Source organism: Mesorhizobium sp. 113-3-9 (genome assembly GCF_016756515.1).
Classification (GTDB): Bacteria; Pseudomonadota; Alphaproteobacteria; order Rhizobiales; family Rhizobiaceae; genus Mesorhizobium.
Window position 1 is genome coordinate 46,544 of sequence record NZ_AP023246.1, and the last position, 21,944, is coordinate 68,487.

The window sequence follows — 21,944 nt, forward strand, 5'->3', positions numbered from 1 at the left end:
TGGCGATTGGGCCTGCCACGAGCAGATCTCCGCCCTTAACCAGTCGGGCGATACAGGTACGAGAACGGTTTCCTTTTTCGGGGGATCGATTATCCTCCGCATATCGGCGAGGCATCGCTGTCAGCGAGCGGCCCGCGGCTGGGGGAGCCCATGAGCAGGAACGCGACATCGTCCGTCTCGCCGCCATCCGTCAAAACCTCCAGCCTTTTGTCCTTTTCCTCGGCAGTGTGCGTCTGCGCAGCCGCCCTGCTGCTGGCCGGTTGCCAGAAGCAGGAAGCGGCGGCCAGGAAACTGCCGGTCATGGTGCGCGCGGAAACGGTGGCGATGGCCGACTACGCACCGAGGACCTCGCTGACCGGGGTGATCGCGGCGCGCACGCTGAACAATCTGTCGTTTCGGGTCGGCGGCCGCGTCGCCGAGCGGTTTGTCGATGTCGGCCAGCATGTCGACCAGGGCGCGGTGCTTGCCCGCATCGATCCACAGGAACAGGAATCCGATCTGCGCTCCGCACAAGCCGATCTCGATGCGGCGCAGGCGCAGCTGACCCAGTCCGCCGCCGCCTTCCAGCGGCAGAAGACGCTGCTTGCCCAGGGCTTCACCACCAGGCGCGACTATGACGCCGCCGACCAGGCGATGAAGGTGGCGCAAGGCAGCGTCGATGCCGCGCAGAGCGCATTCGCCAATGCCCAGCAAAACCTGTCCTTCACCGAGCTCAAGGCGGGCGCCCCCGGCGTCATCACCGCCCGCCAGGTCGAAACCGGCCAGGTGGTGCAAGCGGCGCAAACCGTCTTTACCGTCGCCGAGGACGGTGACCGTGACGCCGTGTTCAACGTGCAGGAGACGCTGGTCGCCAGGACGCCGGCCTCGCCGGCGGTGACGATCACGCTGCTGGCCGATCCGCAGGTCCGGGCAACTGGCAAGGTGTGCGAAATCTCGCCGGTGGTGGACCAGGCCTCCGGTTCGATCCGGGTCAGGGTCGGCATTGCCGACACGCCCGCCGGCATGCCGCTGGGGGCGGCCGTGATCGGCTCGGTCGGCGCCAAACCGACGAAGGCGATCCTGTTGCCCTGGCAGGCCCTGACGTCCAGCGCCGGCAGGCCGGCCGTCTGGATTGTCGACCCAGCGACCAAGGCAGTGTCGACGACGCCGATCGAGGTGCTGGCCTTCGATTCGGGCACGGTCGTCGTCGCCAGCGGTCTGAACGAAGGCCAGAGTGTCGTTACCGCGGGCGGGCAGTTACTCAGTCCCGGCCAGACGGTGGAGATATCGGAGGCGGGCCAATGAACCGGCTGCCACGAATCGTGCTTGGCCTGTTCGCGCTTGGCGCGCTTGGCGCCTGCTCGAAATCCGAAGAAAAGCCGACGGAAATCATCCGGCCCGTGCTTTCGGTGGTGGTCGAGCCGCGCACGACCGAGACCTTCGGCTTCGCCGGCTCGGTCGAGCCGCAGGTCAGCGCCGACCTTGCCTTCCGCCTGCTTGGCCGGGTCGTCTCGCGCGACGTCAAGGTCGGCGACATCGTCACCAAGGGCACCACGATCGCCGCGCTCGACCCGACCGCGCTGGAACTGGCGGTGCAGGCGGCCAAGGCAGAGCTCTCCAATGCCGAGGCACAGTTCGCCAACGCCGCGGCGAGCGAGGAGCGCCAGCGCCAGCTGCTTGCCTCGGCCAACGCTTCGCAGGCCGTCTTCGATGCCGCGCAGCAGGCGCGCAAGGCCGCGGAAGCCAGCGTCGAGCGGGCCAGGGCCTCGCTGGCCAAATCGCAGGAACAGCTAGGCTATGCCAGGCTGTTTTCCGACTTCGACGGCGTCGTCACCGCGGTCGGCGCCGAGGTCGGGCAAACGGTCTCGGCGGGCCAGACAGTCGTCACCGTGGCGCGCTCCGACCTGCGCGAAGCGGTGGTCGACATTCCCGACCAGCTGATCGGCGATCTCACCGCCGGCACGCCGTTCCAGGTCATCCTGCAATCGCTGCCGACGATCCAGACCGAGGCCAAGCTGCGCGAGATCGCGCCACAAGCGGAGGGCTCGACGCGCACCCGGCGCGTGCGGCTGACGCTCACCGATCCGCCGCAGGCCTTCAGGCTCGGCTCGACGGTAACGGCAACCCGCGTGACCAAGGTGGCGCCGACGATCGAACTGCCCATGTCGGCGCTGCTCGAAAAGAACGGTTCCGACAAAGTGTGGATCGTCGATCCGCAGACGTCGAGCGTGAGTACGCGCGACATCAAGATCGCTTCCAGGAATGGCGGCACCTTCACTGTGGCCGAGGGACTTGAGGCCGGCATGCGCGTGGTCACCGCCGGTGTCCATAGCCTTAGCCAAGGCCAGAAGGTTAGAGTGCCGGAGGGCGGCGTCTGATGAAGGGCTTCAATCTCTCCGACTGGGCGCTCAGCCACCGCTCCATGGTCTGGTATTTCATGCTGGTCTTCGTGGTGGCCGGCATATTCTCCTACCTCAATCTCGGCCGTGAGGAAGACCCCAACTTCACCATCAAGACGATGATCATCCAGGCCAACTGGCCGGGCGCGTCGGTCAAGGAGACGGTGCAGCAGGTGACCGACCGCATCGAGAAGAAGCTCGAGGAGCTCGACAGCCTCGACTTCACCAGATCCGTCACCACCGCCGGCCAGACCGTCATCTTCGTCAACCTGAAGGACACCACCAGGGCGCGCGATGTCGTGCCGAACTGGCTTCAGGTGCGCAACATGGTCAACGATATCAAGGCGCAGTTTCCGCAAGGCGTGCAGGGGCCGTTCTTCAACGACCGCTTCGGCGATGTCTACGGCAACATCTACGCCTTCACATCGGACGGGCTGACGCCGCGCCAGTTGCGCGACTATGTCGAGGACGTCCGCACAAGAATCCTGACCGTGCCCAATGCCGGCAAGGTCGATCTCGTGGGCGCGCAGGACGAAGCCATATATCTGGAATTCTCGACGCGCCAGATCGCGGCCCTTGGCCTCAACCAGCAGGCGATCGTCGCCAGCCTGCAGGCGCAGAACGCGATAACGCCGTCCGGCGTCATCCAGTCCGGCCCGGAGCGCATCAGCGTGCGCGTCGGCGGCCAGTTCACTTCCGAAGAGAGCCTGCGTGCCATCAATCTGCGCGTCAACGACCGCTTCTTCCGGCTGAGCGACGTGGCGACGATCACACGCGGCTATGTCGATCCGCCGACGGCGCTGTTCCGTTTCAACGGCCAGGACGCCATCGCGCTCGCTATCGGCATGAAGCCCAACGCCAATCTGCTCGAATTCGGCGCGGCGCTGCACAGGGAGATGGACAAGGTGCTGGCCGACCTGCCGGTCGGCGTCGGCGTGCATCTGGTCGCCGACCAGCCGGTGATCGTCGAGGAGGCGGTCTCGGGCTTCACCCGCGCGCTGTTCGAGGCGGTGGCCATCGTGCTTGCTGTCTCGTTCATCAGCCTTGGCATGCGCGCCGGCTTCGTCGTGGCGCTGTCGATTCCGCTGGTGTTGGCCATCACCTTCACGGTCATGGAGTATCTCGGCATTTCGTTGCAGCGCATTTCGCTGGGCGCGCTGATCATCGCGCTCGGGCTTCTGGTCGACGACGCCATGATCGCGGTCGAGATGATGGTGGCGCGGCTGGAGGTTGGCGACAACCTGCGCAAGGCGGCGACCTATGTCTACACGTCGACCGCTTTCCCAATGCTGACCGGCACGCTGGTGACGGTCGCCGGCTTCATCCCGATCGGCCTCAACTCAAGTGCCGCCGGCGAATACACCTTCACCCTGTTCGTCGTCATCGCCGTGTCGTTGCTGGTGTCATGGATCGTGGCGGTGCTGTTCGCGCCGCTGCTGGGCGTAACAATCCTGCCGGCGACGATGAAGACCAAGCATCACGACCAGCCTGGCCGATTCACCTCGCTGTTCCGGCGGGTGCTGGTGTTTTCAGTGCGCCGGCACTGGCTGACCATCATCGTCACGGTGCTGTTGTTCGCGGCCTCGATCGCCGGCTTCGGCCTCGTCCAGCAACAGTTCTTCCCGCCGTCCGACCGGCCGGAGCTGATCGTCGACTGGAACCTGCCACAGAACTCGTCGATCGCCGAGACGCGCGACCAGATGGAGCGGTTCGAGCAGCGGGCGCTGGTCGGCAATCCCGACATCGACCATTTCTCGTCCTATATCGGCCAGGGCGCGGTGCGCTTCGTGCTGGCCTATGACGTGCAGCCGGCCAACCCCTATTTCGGCCAGACCGTGATCGTCACCAAGAGCCTCGAGGCGCGCAACCGGGTCAAGCCGGCGCTGGAGAAGCTGCTGCGCGAGGAGTTTGTCGGCACCGACGCATTCGTCAAACTGCTCGAACTCGGACCGCCTGTCGGCCGTCCGGTGCAGTATCGCGTCGGCGGTCCCGACATCCAGACGGTGCGCGAGTTGGCGCAGCAATTCGCCGGCCTCATCTCGGCCAATCCGAAGCTCGCAGCACCCACCTTCGACTGGAACGAGCCGCAACGCGTGCTGAGGGTCGATGTGCTGCAGGACAAGGCACGCCAGCTCGGCATCACCTCGTCCGACATCGCCAGTGCGCTCAACAGCACGGTCGGCGGCGCCACCATCACCCAGGTGCGCGACGCCACCTATCTGATCAATGTCGTGGCGCGCTCACGCGATGCCGAACGCGGCTCGATCGGGACACTGCAGAACATGCAGCTGCCGACCAGCACCGGCGAAGCCATCCCGCTCGCGGCGGTGGCCAATTTCAGTTACGACCTCGAGCAGCCGACAGTGTGGCGGCGTGACCGCATTCCGACGATCACCGTGCGCGCCGGCATGGTGGGCGACACGCTGCCGGCCACCGTGGTCAACGAGCTGAAGCCGTCGGTGGATGCCTTCATCGCCAAGCTGCCGCCGGGCTATTCGGTGGAAACCGCCGGCTCGGTCGAGGAAAGCGCCAAAAGCCAGGGGCCGATCGCGGCCGTGGTGCCGCTGATGCTGTTCATCATGGCGACCATCCTGATGGTGCAGTTGCAGAGCTTCCAGCGCCTGTTCCTGGTGGTGGCGGTGGCGCCGCTCGGGCTGATCGGCGTGGTGGCCGCCCTGGTGCCGAGCGGGGCGCCGCTCGGCTTCGTCGCCATCCTCGGCGTGCTGGCGCTGATCGGCATCCTGATCCGCAACTCGGTCATCCTGATCGTGCAGATCGAGGACCTCGTCCGAGAGGGTAAGGACCGATGGACGGCCGTCATCGAGGCGACCGAACACCGCATGCGGCCGATCGCGCTGACGGCAGCCGCCGCCAGCCTGGCGCTGATCCCGATCGCGCGCGAAGTGTTCTGGGGCCCGATGGCCTACGCGATGATGGGCGGCATCATCGCGGGTACGGCGATCACGCTGCTGTTCCTGCCGGCGCTTTATGTGGCGTGGTTCCGGATCAAGGAGCCGAAGCAAGGGGACGGACCATCCGTTCCGGAGAACGGCGAACTGGCGCAAGGTTCGACTTAAGACCCTGCTTGATCACTCGTTATCGTTGGACGGCACAGGGAGTGATTTGGCGCGCTGCCAGGGCGACGATTTGGAACTGCGCCAAGCACGCCAACCCTTTGGCAAATCGGCCAATGCCAAGATGCTTTCATCCCGCCGAACCACCTCCTGCAGACCGACGAGCATTATCTCGCGTTGGTCCCAATCTCGCGTGTCGCTGCTGTGGAATTGCCAACTGCCACCTTCATCATTACAGGCATCGTCGTCGTCAGCTTCATGCACGACGTATGCGATCCAGTCGTCAGACTTGAATATACTCTTGTCCGATAGCACCGCGACATTTGGTGGATCTGCAAACTTCCATTCCTCCATGGAATTCCCCCAAGACGGTTGGTCTGTGCACGGGAAGAACGAATTCAGGCGGTTCTCACAAACCCGTCGCTCGCCCGCAAAAGATTGCGCGTATAATCCTTGGTGACACGGCGCTCGACAAGGTCGCCCGCCGTCAGATTCTCGACCGCCTCACCGCTCTGCATCACCATCAGCCGCTCGCACATATGGGTGATGATGGCGAGGTCGTGGCTGACCATCAGGAAGGTCAGCTTGCGCCGCCGGCGGACTTCTTCCAGCAGGTTCAGCACTTCGGCCTGCACCGAGGCATCGAGCGCCGAGGTCGGCTCGTCGAGCAGAAGGATCGATGGTTCGAGGATCAGTGCGCGGGCAATGGCCACACGCTGGCGCTGGCCGCCGGACAATTGGTGCGCGTAGCGGAAGCGGAAGCCGTTGCCGAGACCGACCTCATCAAGCGCACGCTCGATGCGCTTTTCACCATCGGCAAAGCCGTGGATGGCAAGCGGTTCCTGCAACAGGCGGTCGACGGTCTGGCGCGGATGCAGCGAGCCATACGGATCCTGGAAGACCATCTGCACTTCGCGGTAAAAGGCCTTGTCGCGGCGCGCGCCGAGCGTCTTGCCATTGACGGTGATGCTGCCCGAGGCGACCACCGGCGCAAGGCCGGCGATCGCCCTGAGCAGCGTTGATTTGCCGGAACCGCTCTCGCCGACCAGGCCGAAGGATTCGCCCGACCTGACTTCAAGGCTCACGCCTTTCAGCGCGCGAAACCGGTCGAAGATCACTTCCAGCCCGTCGATGGTGATCGCAGAAGTCATGCCGCCCACTCCGGCTTGCGGTCGAGCACCGGCAGCGGATGGCGCTCGAAGCCTATCCTGGGCATGCAGTTGAGCAGGCCGCGCGTGTAGGGATGCTGGGCCTGGCCCAGTTCGGAGGCCTTGAGCTGCTCGACCACCTTGCCGGCATACATGACGATGACGCGGTCGCAGAAGGACGAGACCAGGCGCAGATCATGCGAAATGAAGATCAGCCCCATGCCGCGATCGCTGACCAATTTATCGAGGATGCCGAGCACGTCGAGCTGCACAGTGACGTCGAGCGCCGAGGTCGGTTCGTCGGCGATCATCATTTCCGGTCCGGCGATCAGCATCATGGCGATCATGGCGCGCTGACCCATGCCGCCGGACACTTCGTGCGGATGCAGGTCGAAAACGCGTTTGGGATCGCGGATCTGCACCGCCTCCAGCATGGCCAGCGCCCGCTCGCGCGCTTCGGCCTTGGAGACCTTTTCGTGCGTGCGCAAGGTCTCGACGATCTGGCGGCCGATGCTCATCACCGGGTCGAGCGAATATTTCGGGTCCTGCAGGATCATGGCGATGCGGTTGCCCCGCAACGCCCGGCGTTGGCGCGCCGAGATACCGAGCAGGTCGATGCCGTCGAAAGCCAGTTTCCTGGCCGATATCCGGGCCTGCGGCGGCGTCAGGCCCATGATGGCGCGGCCGGTCTGCGATTTTCCCGAACCGCTTTCACCGACGATGCCCAGCCGCTCGCGGCCAAGCGCGAAGGAGACGCCGCGCACCGCTTCGATCAACCCAGTGCGGGTTGGGAAGGTAACGCGCAGGTCCTCGACCTCGAGAAGCGCGCTCATTGGTCACCACTGCGGGGATCGAGCGCATCGCGCAGGCCGTCGCCAAGCAGGTTGAAGCCGAGGCTGACGATGAGGATGGCGAAGCCGGGCGCACCGGCCACCCACCATTGGTCGAGGATGAAGCGGCGGCCGGACGCGATCATGGTGCCCCATTCGGGCAGCGGCGGCTGCGCGCCGAGACCGAGGAAGCCGAGGCCGGCGGCGGTCAGGATGATGCCGGCCATGTCGAGCGTCACGCGGACGATCAGCGAGGAGATGCAGAGTGGCATGATGTGGCGCAGCACGATGCGGAAGGGCGAAGCGCCCATCAATTGCACCGCCTTGATGTAATCGGAATTGCGCACCGTCAGCGTTTCCGCGCGGGCAATTCGAGCGTAAGGCGGCCAGGAGGTGATGGCTATCGCCAGCACCGCGTTTTCAATGCCGGGGCCAAGTGCGGCAACGAAGGCCAGCGCCAGAACCAGCTTCGGAAAGGCGAGGAAGATATCGGTGATGCGCATCAGGATGGCATCGGTCCAGCCACCGGCGTAACCGGCAACGGTGCCGACCAGCAGACCGATGGGGGCGGCGATGATGGCGACCAGGATGACGACATAGAGCGTCCAGCGCGAGCCGTAGAGGATGCGCGAATAGATGTCGCGGCCGAGGTCGTCGGTGCCGAACCAGTGCTGCGCACTCGGCGCCAGCAGCCGCGCGTTCTTCAGGTCGCCGAAGGTCGGCGAATAGGGCGCCAGCACACCGGCAAGGGCGGCAATGACCAGCAGCGCGATGATGATCAGCAAGCCGACAAAGGCCAGCCGATTGGCGGAAAAGCGCCGCCACGCGACATAGGCGCGGCCGAGCCTTGCCTGCATGCGCGATGCCGGCCGCTCGCTGAGCAACCAGTCGCGTCGGCTCTGAATGGTGTCTGTGCTCATCTTACCTTCGTCCTCGGATCGAGCACACGGTAGAGAAGATCGGACAGAAGATTGATGCCGATGAACACCGAGCCGATGACGATGGTGCCGCCGAGCACGGCGTTCATGTCGGCGTTCTGCAGCGAGTTGGTGATGTAGAGGCCGATGCCTGGCCAGGAAAAGACGGTCTCCGTCAGCACCGAACCTTCGAGCAGACCGGCATAGGAAAGCGCGATCACCGTCACCATCGGCACGGCGGCGTTGCGCAGCGCGTGGCCCCAGATGATGCGGGTTTCCGACAGGCCCTTGGCGCGCGCCGCGACGATGTATTCCTGTGCGAGCTCGTTGAGCATGAACGAGCGCGTCATGCGGCTGATATAGGCGAGCGAGAAATAGCCGAGCAGCGAGGCCGGCAGGATGATGTGGCGGAAGGCGTCTCGGAAGACATCCCACTGACCCTGCATCGCCGAATCGAGGAGGTAGAAACCGGTGATCGGCGTGAAGGTGTATTCGTAGACGACGTCGAGCCGGGCCGGAAAAGCCACCCATTGCAGCTTGGCGTAGAACAGCACCAGGCCGAGCAGGCCGAGCCAGAAGATCGGCACGGAATAGCCGATCAGGCCAATCACACGCACGACCTGGTCGATGATGCTGCCGCGCTTCACCGCGGCCAGCACGCCCAACGGTACGCCGAACAGCGCGCCGATCAGTGTCCCCAGCGTCGCCAGTTCCGTCGTTGCCGGAAGCGCGCGGCGGATGTCGGTCATGACCGGATTGGTGGTCAGCACCGAAGTGCCGAAATCACCACTCAGGGCATTTTTCACATAGATGTAGAACTGCTCGATCAGCGGCAGGTCGAGGCCCATCTCGCGACGCGTGCGCTCGACGACATTGGCCGGCGCCCGGTCCCCGAGCACTGCCAGCACTGGGTCGATCGGGATGACACGGCCAATGAAGAAGGTGACCGCGAGAAGACCAAGATAGGTCGTCACCGCGATGACCAGGAAACGGCCGAGCGATGATGCAAGGGCGACGGCGCGGGCACCACCGCGCCCGCCTCCGTTTTCAACCGCGCTCATGCGGCGCGTCCGCGGGCGCTATTCTTTCGAGACCGGCCCGACGAAATTGGTGTCGAAGCTCGGGCCAAGCGCGAAGCCCTTGAGGTTCTTGCGCACACCGGCGACTTCCAGCTGTTGATGGATGACGACGAACGGGCTGGTGTCGAGGATCTTCTTCTCGAGGTCCTTGTACATGTCGGCGCGCTTGCCCGAATCCTTTTCCAGCAGCGCTGCTTCCGTCTGCTTGGTCAGGTCCGGAATGTCCCAGGCATTGCGCCATGCGAGCGTCTTGGATTTGCCTGCATCCGAATTGTCCGGATTCGAGGCAAAGGTCTGGGCGTTGGAGTTCGGATCGAAATAGTCCTGGCCCCATTGGCCGATATAGATGTCGTGATTGCGGGCGCGATACTTGGTCAGCGTCTGCTTGCCGTCGCCCGGGATGATCTCCAGCTTGATGCCGGCTTGTCCGAGCGTCTGCTGGATCGATTCCGCCATGCCGGTCGTCGGCTGACCAGTGCGCACGTCCATGGTTACGCTGAAGCCGTCGGGCAGGCCTGCCTTGGCCAGCAACTCCTTGGCCTTGGCAACGTCAAGCTTGAACGGGTTCTCGTCCAGTTCGCCAAGCACGCCCTTGGGCAGGAAGGTCTGGTGGATCTCGCCTATCCCCTTGAGGATGGTCGAGCTCAGCGCATCATAATCGACCAGATATTTGAAGGCCTGGCGCACCTCGGGCTTGGCCAGGTTCGGATTCTTCTGGTTCAGGCTGATGTAATAAACCGTGCCCTTCGGCGCGCTGGTCGAGGTGAGGTCGGCGTTCTTGGCGATGGCGTCGAGATCGTTCGGCTCGAGGTTGCGGGCGACGTCGATATCGCCGGCTTCCAGCGCCAGGCGCTGGGCCGAGCTTTCCTTCATGTTGCGATAGATGACGCGGGCAAGCTTGGCTTTCTCGCCGTGATAATTGTCGTTGCGCTCCATGACGACGGCTTCGTTGGCGCGCCATTCACGCAGCTTGTAGGCGCCGGAGCCGGCATATCCGGTCTTCAGCCAGGCATTGCCGAAATCATTGTCCCATTTGTAGTCGGCGCTCGGCGTCACCGCCGCGACATGCTCCTTGACCAGCTTGGCGTCGACCACCGAAGCGACGGTGGCCGAGAGACAGTTCAGCACGAAGCTCGGCGCATAGGCCTTGTCGACGGTGAACTGGAAGGTGGTGTCGTCGATTGCCTTGGCCTTTTCGGTGACGTTGTCGCCGCTGATGCCGAACTGGTCGATGATGAAGGCCGGGCTCTTGTCCAGCTTGACGGCGCGCTCGAACGAATAGGCGACGTCAGCCGCGGTGATCGGATTGCCCGAGGCGAATTTGAGGCCCGGTTTGAGCTTGAACGTGTAGGTCAGGCCATCGTCGGAGACCGTCCAGCTTTCAGCGAGATCGGGCTTGACCTTGGACGTGTCGCTGAGGTCGAGGCGGACCAGCAGGTCGTAGGTGTTGCCGGTGACTTCGGCGGTCGACAGTTCGAACGCCTCGCCCGGATCCATGGAGATGATGTCGTCGATCGCAAAACCTTCGACCAGCGTGTCGGCGGGCGTGACCGCGCCAGCCGGCGCTCCGGCCAGAAGCAGTGCCGACATGGCCGCGCCCGCGAGCAAGATGCGGGATCGTAGAGCAAGCTTTTCCATCATCATGGTGATTGTTCCCTTTTTTGTTGTTAACCTGAGTTCCCGGCTCAGGATTGAGGTCTTCTTTTCAAGGCCTATGATGGCCCCTTGTCCACTTACCGTCGTGGTTTTTGTCCATTTGGTCAACACCATATCCGGCGGCTCCGTGGCCGGCAACGAGCATTTATACGACGGCTCATTGAAGCAGGATGGCCGGTCGCGCGTCGACGCATAGGCCGGCCAATCGAGGCCGCCGATCGAGAATAATCTGCTAATTTCGGCGCTATTTCAGTGCGGCGACCAGCCCCGCGTCGGGAAAGCAGGTTGCGGCCTGGCCGTTCTTGGCCTGCCACTTGCCGATCGAGCGGCGGGTCTTGAAGCCGGGCAGGCCATCGGCGCTGCCGACATCATAGCCCTTGGCCTCCAGCGACCGCTGCAGGGCGGCAATATCGGAACGGTGGAGATCGCCAACGGGACCCCAGCTGCCGGAAAAATTCTGATCGCCATGCGCGATGCGGTCGGCACCATGGCCGATGAACAGCGCGTAGAGGTCGCTGGTGTTGTATTCCTTCAGCACGTAGAAATTGGGCGTGGCGATGAAAGCCGGCCCGCTGCGGCCAGCCGGCATCAGCAGGAAGCCCTCCGCCTTAAGCTCGCTCGCCGGAAACGGCTTGCCGCCGACGCGCTTGATGCCCATACCAGCCCACTCAGATATCTTCTTGCCCTGATCGGGACCTTCCAGCGAGCAGGAGACGCTCTCGGGCACGGTCACCTCGAACCCCCAGCCACGTCCCCTCACCCAGCCATAATGGACAAGATAGTTGGCGATCGAGGCGAGCACGTCGGGCGTTGAGTTCCAGATGTCGACGCGGCCGTCGCCATCGAAATCCACGGCATGCTTGAGAAAGGAGGTCGGCATGAATTGCGGCTGGCCGAGCGCACCGGCCCAGGACGATTTCATCGAGCCGACCGGGGCCAGCCCACGCTCGACGATTTCCAGTGCGGCTAGCAATTCGGTGCGGAAGAAATCCTTCTTGGTCGACATGAATGCCTTGGTGCCCAGCACCTCGAAGGCGTCGTAGGGCATCTTCGCGGCGCCGAAACCGGTCTCGCGGCCCCAGATCGCCAGAACGATCTCGCCGGGCACGCCGTAGCGTTTTTCGATCGCGGCAAGGGTCTTGGCGTTGGCCGCCTCTCGCGTGCGTCCGCCTGATGTCACGGCGCGAACCGTCTTTTCGGCGAAATAGGCGCCGGGCGAGCCGAACTCGGCCTGATGCTGCTTCTGCGGCGTCTTCGGCTTCTCGCCGGGCATAACAAGGTCAGGCAGCTTCAGATTGGGGTTTATGCCATCGAAGGCGGCATCGAAGGTCTTCTTGGAAATGCCTTTGGCCTTGGCTTCGGGCCAGAGATCGTTCTGCAGCCACGCGCGGAACTGGTCGTCGATCTTGGCGGCCGAGACCGGGGTGACGAGGAAGACACCGAGGAGCATAGCGACAAGGGCGAAGGTGATCGTACGAAGGAATGCAGTCATTTCAGCAAACATCCCCGCCAATTGCGTCAAAACGCCGTCCGCGAGCGCAGCGCAGCGGCGAGCGTGCCCTCGTCGAGATAGTCGAGTTCACCGCCCACCGGCACGCCATGCGCCAGCCTTGTCACCTTGAGGTCGAAGCCGGACAATTGGTCGGTGAGGTAATGCGCGGTGGTCTGGCCCTCGACCGTTGCGTTGACGGCGAGGATGATTTCCTTGACCTCGCCGCCGGCAACGCGGTCGATCAGCGAGCGGATGTTGAGCTGATCAGGGCCGACGCCGTCGAGCGGCGACAGCGTGCCGCCGAGCACATGGTAGCGTACGTTCATTGCCGCCGCGCGTTCGAGCGCCCAGAGATCCGAGACGTCCTCTACGACGATGAGGGTGGCGGCATCGCGGCGCGGATCGGTGCAGATCATGCAAGGATCCGACGTATCGACATTGCCGCAGGTGGAGCAGATGCGAACCTTGTCGGCAGCCTCGCCCATGGCGGCGGCGAGCGGCGACAAAAGCTGCTCCTTCTTCTTGATCAGATGCAGTGCCGCACGCCTGGCCGAACGGGGACCAAGCCCCGGCACCTTGGCCAGGAGCTGGATCAGACGTTCGATCTCGGGACCGGCGATTCGCTTGGACATCGCTCTGATCTAGGATTTTTCAGAGCGCTTTGGAACATCCCGTGTCAGCGCATGGTCTGCCATGCTGCCACGCGAAGCCGGGGCGATGCGAATCAGTTGACCTCGAGCGGTCGACTCTGGCTGGCGATCATCGCACCGATGGCGTCGGTGTTCTCCGGCGTCGATTGGAATCCCATCGCCGCCTCTTGCGGCTCACCCTGAACCGAGGAGATGACCCTCGTGTTCAAGGTTCCGCCGAAACGGGCGGCATCCGGTTCTTCCATCGGCTCCTGCATGGCGACCATCGTCTGCTTCGTGGTCACGCGCACCGACTTCGCCGTGGCCACCGCGGCCGCGGTCACATAGGTCTCTTGAGCAGGGGCGGTCCTGGTTTTGGGCTGCCGGGCCGGTTCCGCGGCGGCGGTCATATAGACCTGCTGCGCCGGAGCGACGCGGGACGCTTTGGCCGGGCGCGCCGGCTCGGCCGAGGCAACCATCGTCACCGGCGCGGACGGCTTCACGATTTCGGACCCAGCCGAGGCAACCGCCACGGTCGGCTCATCGGGCAGCGGCTGCCAGTTGCGGCCGCGCTTCTCATAGAAGGCATTGCCGCCGGCGACCATGGTGTAATGCATGTTCTTGTAGGGGAAGCGCAGGCCCGCCGTGTGGAAATACATGGTGTTCTTGAGCTTGGCCTTGCGCTCGCCCTTGAGCACGGCGTTGGCCGCTTCCTCGACATCGGGCATGGCGCGCGAATTCATCGGCCTCGTCATGACGCCCGGCGCGAACTGCCCAGGTTCACCCACCACGTCACAGATGGTGCTGCCGTGGTTGCCGGAACGCAAGCGGTTCATCACCACGGTGCCGACGGCGATCATGCCGTCGCGGCTCGAGCGGTTGGATTCGAAGAACATCGCCCTTTCCAGGCACTCCCTGTCCTTTGGCGAGTGGCTGGAGGCGCGCGAGGTCAGGAAACTCGGCGTGATGGCATCGGTGAGGCCGGCGACGGACATGCCGTGCGAGGTTGTCTGGCTGCACGCAGCCAAAAACAGGGGAGACGTAATGACGCCGAGCAACAGCGGCGTCTTCCATCGCGTGACGATCAACAGGTTACCCTCTCACTTCGATGCCCGCCCCCAGGCTGCGGCAAGAATGAGACACTTTCGGGCAAAATGATGGCCAAAACGTTATTAACAACGTACTGTTGCCGAAAAGGCACAATTTCGAGGCTTTCCAGATAGATCGAGCCATCATTTCACAAAAGCGATGACCGCTATCCCTTCGTTTCGCCGCAATTGTCGAGGGAAAACCGCGGCACGCTTTTCCGGGGAATCGCTACCGCCCCGCCGCAATCGCGGTCGGCCGACCAGGCTCAAGCTCCTCGACTTTCTCCGAAAACAGGCCGCGCCTGAGGAACAACGCCCGCGCGTCCCTGGCCGTCGGCGCGATCTTTCCCGGCCAGTCGCTATCGATGAATTCGGCCTTGGTGAAATCGGGATTCGTTTCGGAAGCGGCTTCGAGGAATTCGGCGATTTCCAGCACGACCGCGCGCTCCTCCTTCGAAAGCGCCGAGGTGCCGGCCTCGATCGACGGGCGATGCACGAAATCCTCGAACAAGTGGAAATAGCCCTTGATGCCGACGATATCGACGCCGTCATCGCAATCCGCGAGGATTTCCAGGATCTCATAGATCCTGTTGCGGATACGCTGCTCGATCAGTCTTTCGGACGGCTCTTCGGTCATGGGCGCATCGCCGCTGGGCTCAACTTTCGTGCATGCCGTTGCCCCAAAACCGCTGCACGGTTTTGGGCATCATGCATCAGAATGGCAGTTTCATTCCCGGCGGGATCGGCAGGCCAGCGGTCAGCGCCTTGGTCTTTTCCTGCATGATCTGCTCGACCTTGGCCTTGGCGTCATTGTGGGCGGCAAGAATCAGGTCCTCGAGGATCTCGACATCGTCCTCCTTGAACAGAGACGGGTCGATCTTCAGCGACTTCATGTCGAACTTTCCGCTCAGCGTGACGCTGACCAGGCCGCCGCCGGCCTGGCCGACGGATTCGACCGTGGCGATCTCGTCCTGCATGGCCTGAAACTTGGCCTGCATTTCCTTCGCCTTGCCCATCAGGCCGAGAAGATCTTTCATGGTCCGATCCTTGTCTTGGTTTATCAGGTCTCGTCGTCATCCGCCGGCGGCTCGACCGGCACTTCCGCCTCGGTCTCGTCTGCCTCCGGCGCATCGGGAATGCGCACGTCGATGATCTTGGCGCCGGGGAAACGCGCCAGTATGGCGGCCACGGCCGGATCGCTCTTGGCATCGAGGAAGGCGTTTTCGCGCTTCGTCGATTCCATTTCAGCCAGAGTCTGGCCGCCCTCTTCCTTGGATAGCGAGACAAGCCAGTTGCGGCCGGTCCAGGCGCGCAGTTTCGTTGTCAGATCGTTGAGCAGGAGCTTGGGCGCATCTTCGGTCAGGCTGACGTCGATGCGGCCGGGTTCGATGCGCACGGGACGAATGCAGCGCTTGACCAGCACCTTGAAGGCGATGTCGCGTTGTGCGTCGGCGAGGGCAACGATGTCGGCCAGCGATTTCAGAGGTACCGGCGGCGTCTCCGGCGCCGGCTGGGGAGGGGCAACGAAAGCCACCGGCGCGGGTGTGGCCTCGACCAGCCGCATGGTCTGCGCGCCACCCTGTCCGGATGGCATGCGCGTTTGCGCAACCGCGCTGGCACCACCGCCATTGCCAGGGCCAGCGGGCGCCCCGTTTGGACGCGATGCGCCATTTTGAACCGGTCCCGCGCCATCGAGCGATCTCAGCGCCTCGTCGAGCGTCGGCAGGTCGGCGGCATGCGCCAGCCGGATCAACACCATTTCGGCGGCGCTCACCGGCCGGTTCGAGGATTGCACCTCGGGAATGCCCTTGAGCAGCATCTGCCAGGTTCGCGACAGCACCTTGACGGACAGCGTCCTGGCAAAATCGGCCCCGCGCTGGCGCTCGTCCTGCGACAGCGAAGCATCATCCATGGCGGTCGGTACGAAACGCAGCCGGGTGACAAGGTGGTTGAACTCGGCAAGATCGGTCAGTACGGCGGCCGGATCGGCGCCGGTGTCGTATTGAGCGCGGAATTCGGCGAGCGCCGCCGCCACATCACCCTTCATCACATGTTCGAACAGGTCGACGATGCGGGCGCGGTCGGCCAGGCCCAGCATGCCCCGCACGGCCTCGGCGCTGACGGAGCCAGCGCCATGGGCGATCGCCTGGTCGAGGATGGAGAGCGAATCGCGGGCCGAGCCTTCCGCGGCGCGCGCGATCATCGCCAGCGCGTCGTCGTCGACCGAAATGCCTTCCTTGGCGGCGATCGAAGAGAGATGCGCGACCAGCGATCCGGCATCGATGCGTCTCAGGTCAAAACGCTGGCAGCGCGACAGGACGGTGATCGGAACCTTGCGGATTTCGGTGGTGGCGAAGATGAATTTAACGTGCGGCGGCGGCTCTTCCAGCGTTTTCAGCAGGCCGTTGAAGGCCTGCGTCGACAGCATGTGCACTTCGTCGATGATATAGACCTTGTAGCGGGCCGAGACGGGCGCATAGCGCACACGCTCGATAATGTCCCTGATGTCGTCGATGCCGGTGTGCGAGGCGGCGTCCATCTCGATGACGTCGACATGGCGGCCTTCCATGATCGCCTGGCAATGCTCGCCGAGGACGGCAAGGTCGACCGAAGGCTGGTCCACGGTTGATGTCTTGTAGTTCAGCGCCCGTGCCAGGATGCGCGCCGTGGTGGTCTTGCCGACGCCGCGCACGCCGGTCAGCATCCAGGCCTGGGCAATGCGGCCGGTGGCAAAGGCGTTGGTGAGGGTACGCACCATCGGCTCCTGGCCGACCAGTTCGGAAAAGTTCGACGGACGGTATTTGCGCGCCAGCACGCGATAGGCAGCGGCCTTTCCATTCTCCGGGCCTTTTGGCTCCAGGCTTTTTGGCCCCGAATTTCCGGCTTCGCTCATTCGCCCGTTAAGCTCCAAAAGGCCGCGCCCAAAGGCGCCGATTCCTGCGCATAGTCTCGCCCGCGCTGCAATGCGTCGTCAATGTCGCGAGGAGGGCCGATGAGGTGGGAGGCTGGAACAATGACCCGTTCCGGGCTCGTTAGGGCTGCTTCCTTCCGGACCTGACCCGGTTGGCGAGTGGATCGTCCACCACCAACCTCCCGCTGTCCATATCGGCAATTGCGCGATGAAATGCAAGTGCACACGCGATTTGGCGCACCAAACCGTCAGAGAAACAATGATTCGCTTGCAGCCCTCTTGCCGCCGCTCTAGCGTCATGGGTTCGAGGAAACCAAGAAAAGCAAGGGAAACGCCGATGCTGCCTGGCCTGAAGGCCGGATTCACGCTGGATGCCCGGCTGGAGGCGGACAGCGAGCAGTTGATGTGGCTTGGGCTGTGCGAATTGCGGGTAATGAACGATCGCCGCTGGCCATGGCTGCTCTTGGTACCGCAGCGGCCGGGCGCGGAGGAAATCCACGACATGACGCCGCTCGACCAGGCCATGCTGACCTTCGAGACCAACATGGTGGCGCAGGCGCTGAAGAAGGTGAGCGGTTGCACCAAGATCAACACCGGCGCGCTCGGCAATATCGTGCGCCAATTGCATATCCATATCATCGCCCGGTCCGAAGGCGATCCCGGCTGGCCGGGCCCGGTGTGGGGGCACGGCCTGCGCGAGCCCTATGAGCGCTCCGACCTGCGCCGGTTTGCCGAAACGATAAGGGCGGCGCTATAAGCTCCCCTGTGTTCATTCCAAAACATGTCCATCCCAAAGAACCAGAGTCCGCATGAGCTTCAGCCTGTTTGACGCGCCGCTGCGCGAGCCGAGCCAGTTTGTCGGCTTTGCCGGCAACACCATCGACCGGCAATCCGAGAACCGCGCCGACGATTCGGTCGACAAGGCGCTGGCCGATCCAACGACGCGGCTGCTGTTGATGAATGGCGGCCGGCTCTATCTGAAATTGGGGAATGGCAGCGGCCTCGATCCCTGGTTCGGCGTCTCGGAGAGCCAGTCTTTCAAACCTTCCTTCGACCAAAGCGTCCTGCTCGGCTTTTCCGACCAAGGACCGGTGCTTGCGGTGGTGGCGGGCGTTGACCCCGAACAGCTGCCCGAGACCGTCAAGGCGATCGACTACAGGTCGGTCTACATGCAAGGGCTGATCGACGAAGCGGCCGCCGGCGCGATGGCGCAAGGGGCCGCTTTGCTCGCCTGGCACGCCAGCCACCGTTTCTGCAGCAAATGCGGCACGCAGTCGGAAATGCGGGCCGGTGGCTACAAGCGCCATTGCCCGAATTGCGGCACCGAGCATTTTCCGCGCACCGACCCAGTGGCGATCATGCTGACGGCAACGCGCGAGAAATGCCTGCTTGGGCGCGGCCGGCACTTCGCGCCGGGCATGTATTCGGCGCTCGCCGGCTTCATCGAGCCGGGCGAGACTATCGAGGCAGCGGTACGCCGCGAGACGCTGGAGGAAGCCGGCATCCGGCTCGGCCGCGTCGTCTACCATGCCAGCCAGCCCTGGCCGTTCCCTTATTCACTGATGATCGGCTGCTTCGGCGAGCCGCTCAATGACGACATCCAGGCCGACCTAAACGAGCTGGAGGACTGCCGCTGGTTTGGCCGCGACGAAGTGCGCCTGATGCTGACCAGGGAGCATGCCGATAATCTGGTCACGCCGCCGAAAGGGGCGATCGCGCATCACCTTATCCGCGCCTGGGTCGACAGCGAATAGGCGATATTGAAATTCATTGCAGGAGAGACAAATGATCCGCCACACCGTCGTCTTCACGCTGAAGCACGCGCCGCATTCGCTGGAGGAAAAGCGCTTCCTCGTCGATGCCAAGAAAATCCTCACCGCGATCCGGGGCGTCACGCATTTCGAGCAATTGCGGCAGATCAGCCCCAAGAACGACTATCAGTTCGGCTTCTCGATGGAGTTCGCCGACCAGGCCGCCTACAGCAGATACAACGACCATCCCGACCATGTCGCCTTCGTGCGCGACCGCTGGGTGCTGGAGGTCGAGAAATTTCTCGAGATCGACTATGTGCCGCTGGGCTTTGGCTGAGATGATCGGGCACCAACGTCTGAGATTGGCGCGGCCCTTCATGACGTCGTCATGAACGCCTCCGCCAATCTCGAACGTGCTGTCGCGCGTTGAAATGCCGGTCAGTTGACGGCGCAATGGCTGGCTAATCCGCCACCTTCCATTGCTCGCGCGACTGGCTGGCCGGATAGACACCCAGGATGCGCACCTCACGGGAGAAGAAGCGAAGCTCGTCCAGCGCCAGCTTGACCAGCGGATCGTCGGGATGGCCCTCGATGTCGGCGTAGAATAGCGTCGCCGTGAAAGCGCCGAGCTGGTAGCTCTCCAGCTTGGTCATGTTGATGCCGTTGGTGGCAAAGCCGCCCATCGCCTTGTAGAGCGCGGCCGGCACGTTACGGACGCGGAAGATGAAGGTCGTCATCATCTTGGTGTCGGCCGTCGGCCGTTCGGCCCATTGCTTGCTCTTGGTCAGGACGACGAAGCGCGTGACGTTGGAATCGGTGTCCTCGACGTTCTCCTCGATGATGTCGAGCCCATAGAGCGTCGCCGCCAGCGCCGGCGACAGGGCGGCCATTGTGCCGTCCTTGACCTCGGAGATCATCTTGGCGGCGCCCGCCGTATCGCCCGCGACGACCGCCTTCCAGCCGTTCTTGCGGATGTATTTGCGGCACTGGCCAAGCGCATGGATGTGGCTGTGAACCGTCTTGATTTCTTCCCGCTTGACGCCGGGCAGCACCATCAGCTGGAAATGGATCGGCAGGAAATACTCGCCGACGATGTGCATCCTCGATTCCGGCAAGAGATGGTGGATGTCGGCGACGCGTCCGGCGATGGTGTTCTCGATCGGGATCATGGCGAGATCGGCCTTGCCGGTCTCGACCGCGTTGAACGCATCCTCGAAGGTCGGGCACGGCAACGGCTCCATCGAGGGATAGACGTTGCGGCAGGCGGTATCGGAATTGGCACCCGGCTCGCCCTGGAAGGATATTCTGTTGGTTTTTTCAGGCATGGCGAAGGAATTTCTCAGTTTGAAAGGATGGTTCGGGCGCGCTCAAGGTCTTCCGGCGTGTCGACGCCTAGCGGCAGCGACCGGACGATCTCGGCATCGATGCGCATGCCGGCTTCCAGCGCCCGCAGCTGCTCCAGCCGCTCGCGGCGTTCCAGCGGCGACGGCTTCAGCGCGACGAAGCGCTCGAGTGCCGCGCGGCGATAGGCGTAGAGGCCGACATGGTGATAGAGCGGCCCCTCGCCCCAAGGTGCCGTGGCGCGGGTGAAATAGAGCGCCCTCAGCCTGGTGGCGGACAGCGGCGAGCCCACGATCTTGACGACATTGGAATTGGTCTTTTCCTCCTCGCGGACGATCTCGACACCGAGTGTGGCGATATCCACCGCCGCGTCCTCGAATGGCCTGAGCGAGGCTGCGATGATGCCGGGATCGATGGTCGGCAGGTCGCCCTGCACATTGACGATCGTTTGGACCTCATGTCCAGGATCGAGCGCGACCAGCGCCTCATGGATGCGGTCGGAGCCGGATTCGTGGTCGATGCGCGTCATCACCGCCTCGAACCCATGCGCGCGCACCGCTTCGGCCACGCTTTGCGTGTCGGTCGCCACCACCACCCGGCCGAGGCCGGCTTCGGCCGCACGGCGGGCGACATGGACGATCATCGGCACGCCGGCGATGTCGGCCAGAGGTTTGCCCGGCAGGCGGGTGGAGGCCATGCGGGCCGGTATCAGGATCAAGGTGGACATCGCTGTGGCAAGGCGTTCGAAAAGAGGAGGGGAAAAGTGGCAAAAGGTCTCACTGGCAGCGCCCTTATAGGTGTTGCAACGCCGGAGCAAAAGACCTAGTTTCCGCCCGATTTGACCGGCTCTGGAGGGCAGGTCTCGATACCGACGGACGGAGTGGACGGTTCGGTCCGCCGGAAAAGGGAGCAAGGGGCGTATGGATTCCAACGAAGTCAATAAACTGCTCGCCGGATTGCTCGGAACCGTTTTCGTCGTTTTCTCGGTCGGGCTGGTGTCGGACGCACTGTTTGCCTCGCCGGCCCCGGAAAAGCCCGGCTTCGCCATCGAGGCGGCTGAGCCCGCCGAAGGCGGCCCGGCCGCGCCGGCTGCCGCGGCCAAGCCGATCGCCGACCTGCTGCAGACCGCCAATGCCGAGGCGGGCGCTGCCGTCTTCAAGAAGTGCCAGGCCTGCCATTCCGGCGAAAAGGGCGGCCCCAACAAGGTCGGCCCCGATCTGTGGGATCTTATCGACCGCCCCGTCGCCGAACATGAAGGCTTCGCCTATTCGGCCGGCATGAAGGAATTCTCCAAGGGCGGCACCGAGAAGTGGACCTACGACAACATCAACCACTTCATCACCTCGCCGAAGAAATTCGTGAAGGGCACCGCCATGGGCTTCGCCGGCCTGCCCAAGGACGAGGACCGCGCCAACGTCATCGCGTATCTGCGCACGCTGTCGGACAATCCCAAGCCGCTGCCGGCACCTGGTGCGGCCGCGGACGCCAGCGCGCCTGCCAAGCCGGCCGATGCAGCCGCCCCGGCGAAGCCGGCTGAAGGCGCCGCACCGGCCAAGCCTGCCGCTCCAGCTCCAGCTCCAGCGCCAGCACCCGCCCAGTGAACAATTTGTAATCTCCACGATCTTGAAAAAGCCGGGTTCAGCCCGGCTT

The 21,944-nt window shown here is 63.7% G+C and carries 22 protein-coding genes and 1 other RNA gene; 8 read left to right on the forward strand and 15 right to left on the reverse strand.

Translation table 11 applies throughout. The features are described from left to right. Positions 1-150: 150 nt before the first annotated feature. From MesoLj_RS00235 to MesoLj_RS00245, 3 genes are read left to right on the forward strand one after another with little or no spacing between them, the layout of a single operon-like run. Entirely contained in the window at positions 151-1,284 is a 1,134-nt protein-coding gene (locus tag MesoLj_RS00235) for an efflux RND transporter periplasmic adaptor subunit (RefSeq protein ID WP_202324688.1), read from the forward strand. Continuing rightward, entirely contained in the window at positions 1,281-2,357 is a 1,077-nt protein-coding gene (locus tag MesoLj_RS00240) for an efflux RND transporter periplasmic adaptor subunit (RefSeq protein WP_202324689.1), read from the forward strand. The genes MesoLj_RS00235 and MesoLj_RS00240 overlap by 4 nt, the downstream gene beginning before the upstream one ends. Next, positions 2,357-5,455 carry an efflux RND transporter permease subunit gene (locus MesoLj_RS00245; protein ID WP_274609144.1) on the forward strand — a complete coding sequence of 1,033 codons (3,099 nt, stop codon included), beginning with the start codon at positions 2,357-2,359 and terminating at the stop codon, positions 5,453-5,455. Before MesoLj_RS00240 ends, MesoLj_RS00245 begins: the two co-directional genes overlap by 1 nt. Positions 5,456-5,467: 12 nt before the next feature. Here MesoLj_RS00245 and MesoLj_RS00250 read toward each other — a convergent pair whose 3' ends face one another. From MesoLj_RS00250 to MesoLj_RS00275, 6 genes are read right to left on the reverse strand one after another with little or no spacing between them, the layout of a single operon-like run. Further along, positions 5,468-5,806 carry a hypothetical protein gene (locus tag MesoLj_RS00250; protein WP_202324690.1) on the reverse strand — a complete coding sequence of 113 codons (339 nt, stop codon included), beginning with the start codon at positions 5,804-5,806 and terminating at the stop codon, positions 5,468-5,470. A 44-nt stretch (positions 5,807-5,850) separates the two neighbouring features. After that, positions 5,851-6,603 carry an ABC transporter ATP-binding protein gene (locus MesoLj_RS00255; protein ID WP_202324691.1) on the reverse strand — a complete coding sequence of 251 codons (753 nt, stop codon included), beginning with the start codon at positions 6,601-6,603 and terminating at the stop codon, positions 5,851-5,853. Beyond that, entirely contained in the window at positions 6,600-7,433 is an 834-nt protein-coding gene (locus tag MesoLj_RS00260) for an ABC transporter ATP-binding protein (RefSeq protein ID WP_202324692.1), read from the reverse strand. Before MesoLj_RS00260 ends, MesoLj_RS00255 begins: the two co-directional genes overlap by 4 nt. Continuing rightward, complete coding sequence (gene nikC / locus MesoLj_RS00265; protein ID WP_202324693.1) at positions 7,430-8,350, reverse strand: nickel transporter permease; 921 nt, start codon at positions 8,348-8,350, stop codon at positions 7,430-7,432. The genes MesoLj_RS00260 and nikC overlap by 4 nt, the downstream gene beginning before the upstream one ends. Beyond that, a complete protein-coding gene (locus MesoLj_RS00270) occupies positions 8,347-9,408 on the reverse strand; it encodes an ABC transporter permease (protein WP_140775532.1) in 1,062 nt (353 codons plus the stop codon). The genes nikC and MesoLj_RS00270 overlap by 4 nt, the downstream gene beginning before the upstream one ends. Positions 9,409-9,426: 18 nt before the next feature. Then, positions 9,427-11,070 carry an ABC transporter substrate-binding protein gene (locus MesoLj_RS00275; RefSeq protein ID WP_140775533.1) on the reverse strand — a complete coding sequence of 548 codons (1,644 nt, stop codon included), beginning with the start codon at positions 11,068-11,070 and terminating at the stop codon, positions 9,427-9,429. Between MesoLj_RS00275 and MesoLj_RS00280 the strand changes: the two genes are divergently transcribed. After that, complete coding sequence (locus MesoLj_RS00280) at positions 11,015-11,278, forward strand: hypothetical protein (protein WP_202327626.1); 264 nt, start codon at positions 11,015-11,017, stop codon at positions 11,276-11,278. The two genes, MesoLj_RS00275 and MesoLj_RS00280, sit on opposite strands and share 56 nt — an antisense overlap. Positions 11,279-11,326: 48 nt before the next feature. Here the strand turns inward: MesoLj_RS00280 and MesoLj_RS00285 are convergent, their stop codons facing one another. The 7 genes from MesoLj_RS00285 to ffs all read right to left on the reverse strand — a co-directional run bounded on the left by MesoLj_RS00285 (position 11,327) and on the right by ffs (position 17,385). Beyond that, positions 11,327-12,532 carry a lytic murein transglycosylase gene (locus MesoLj_RS00285; protein ID WP_446720350.1) on the reverse strand — a complete coding sequence of 402 codons (1,206 nt, stop codon included), beginning with the start codon at positions 12,530-12,532 and terminating at the stop codon, positions 11,327-11,329. A gap of 68 nt (positions 12,533-12,600) precedes the next feature. Further along, complete coding sequence (gene recR, locus MesoLj_RS00290) at positions 12,601-13,206, reverse strand: recombination mediator RecR (RefSeq protein WP_140775537.1); 606 nt, start codon at positions 13,204-13,206, stop codon at positions 12,601-12,603. 92 nt (positions 13,207-13,298) lie between these two features. Further along, positions 13,299-14,291 carry a cell wall hydrolase gene (locus MesoLj_RS00295; protein ID WP_202324695.1) on the reverse strand — a complete coding sequence of 331 codons (993 nt, stop codon included), beginning with the start codon at positions 14,289-14,291 and terminating at the stop codon, positions 13,299-13,301. A gap of 229 nt (positions 14,292-14,520) precedes the next feature. Then, the gene (locus MesoLj_RS00300) at positions 14,521-14,928 is read right to left on the reverse strand and encodes a hypothetical protein (protein ID WP_202324696.1); all 408 of its coding nucleotides are present in this window, start codon (positions 14,926-14,928) and stop codon (positions 14,521-14,523) included. Positions 14,929-15,004: 76 nt separating this feature from the next. Further along, complete coding sequence (locus MesoLj_RS00305; protein ID WP_140775543.1) at positions 15,005-15,328, reverse strand: YbaB/EbfC family nucleoid-associated protein; 324 nt, start codon at positions 15,326-15,328, stop codon at positions 15,005-15,007. 23 nt (positions 15,329-15,351) lie between these two features. Then, positions 15,352-17,184 (reverse strand): DNA polymerase III subunit gamma/tau, encoded by a 1,833-nt coding sequence (locus MesoLj_RS00310; protein WP_202324697.1) that lies wholly within the window; start codon positions 17,182-17,184, stop codon positions 15,352-15,354. A gap of 104 nt (positions 17,185-17,288) precedes the next feature. Next, an RNA gene (gene ffs / locus MesoLj_RS00315) (signal recognition particle sRNA small type) lies at positions 17,289-17,385 on the reverse strand. A 154-nt stretch (positions 17,386-17,539) separates the two neighbouring features. On the opposite strand from ffs, the gene MesoLj_RS00320 reads away from it, so the two are divergent. From MesoLj_RS00320 to MesoLj_RS00330, 3 genes are read left to right on the forward strand one after another with little or no spacing between them, the layout of a single operon-like run. Further along, entirely contained in the window at positions 17,540-17,959 is a 420-nt protein-coding gene (locus MesoLj_RS00320; protein ID WP_140775547.1) for an HIT domain-containing protein, read from the forward strand. Between the two features lie 52 nt (positions 17,960-18,011). Continuing rightward, on the forward strand, positions 18,012-18,956 hold the full coding sequence (nudC, locus tag MesoLj_RS00325; protein ID WP_140775548.1) for an NAD(+) diphosphatase: 945 nt from the start codon (positions 18,012-18,014) through the stop codon (positions 18,954-18,956). Positions 18,957-18,987: 31 nt separating this feature from the next. Beyond that, entirely contained in the window at positions 18,988-19,290 is a 303-nt protein-coding gene (locus tag MesoLj_RS00330) for a Dabb family protein (RefSeq protein ID WP_202324698.1), read from the forward strand. 124 nt (positions 19,291-19,414) lie between these two features. Here the strand turns inward: MesoLj_RS00330 and MesoLj_RS00335 are convergent, their stop codons facing one another. Together MesoLj_RS00335 and MesoLj_RS00340 are read right to left on the reverse strand one after the other, a co-directional pair. Beyond that, complete coding sequence (locus MesoLj_RS00335; protein WP_202324699.1) at positions 19,415-20,278, reverse strand: prephenate dehydratase; 864 nt, start codon at positions 20,276-20,278, stop codon at positions 19,415-19,417. A gap of 14 nt (positions 20,279-20,292) precedes the next feature. Further along, positions 20,293-21,021, reverse strand: a complete 729-nt coding sequence (locus tag MesoLj_RS00340) for a 3-deoxy-manno-octulosonate cytidylyltransferase (protein WP_202324700.1) — start codon at positions 21,019-21,021, stop codon at positions 20,293-20,295. Between the two features lie 193 nt (positions 21,022-21,214). Between MesoLj_RS00340 and MesoLj_RS00345 the strand changes: the two genes are divergently transcribed. Continuing rightward, on the forward strand, positions 21,215-21,895 hold the full coding sequence (locus MesoLj_RS00345) for a c-type cytochrome (RefSeq protein ID WP_202324701.1): 681 nt from the start codon (positions 21,215-21,217) through the stop codon (positions 21,893-21,895). Positions 21,896-21,944: the final 49 nt, after the last annotated feature.